The sequence below is a fragment of the Sulfitobacter sp. HI0027 genome, from assembly GCF_001634775.1.
GTDB lineage: Bacteria > Pseudomonadota > Alphaproteobacteria > Rhodobacterales > Rhodobacteraceae > Sulfitobacter.
In genome coordinates, this window is sequence record NZ_LWER01000256.1 from 1 (window position 1) to 470 (window position 470).

The following is a 470-nucleotide window of genomic DNA, read 5'->3' on the forward strand; positions in this document are numbered from 1 at the left end:
TACGTAAGAGCTACCTCTATTGCAAATCAATGCGTACCATTCTTATGGTACATCATGACATCAAAGAAACCTGATCCTGCTAATGGGGTCACTACATAAAAGTGTCATTTTTGTCCGGGCCGTGCGAACGAACGGAGAACTTATGCGGCGTCCTGTATCTCGTGTTTCCGAAGTGGCCTGAGGCGATCTGAGCTGAGTGGTGGGTTCATGTTCCACAGGTAGTCCCCGGTCAATCCTACATGGGCCCAGCCAAGTGGTGCGATATGTTTGGTAATTTCGTTTGGGATGGCTACTCCGTTTTTCCTCAGATCAGTGATTGAGGCTTCCAGGTATTTGGTGTTCCACAGGATGATGGCGGCAACCAGGAAGTTGAGGCCCGACGCTTTGTGGATCTGATGCTCATAGCTGCGATCGCGCATTTCACCGAGTTGGTTGAAGAAGACCCCGCGCGCGAGGGCGTTTCGGGCTTC

The 470-nt window shown here is 51.3% G+C and carries 1 protein-coding gene; it reads right to left on the bottom strand.

The features are described from left to right. Positions 1-140: 140 nt before the first annotated feature. On the bottom strand, positions 141-470 hold a 330-nt coding region (locus tag A3722_RS15195; RefSeq protein ID WP_150120510.1), incomplete at its 5' end, for a Tn3 family transposase.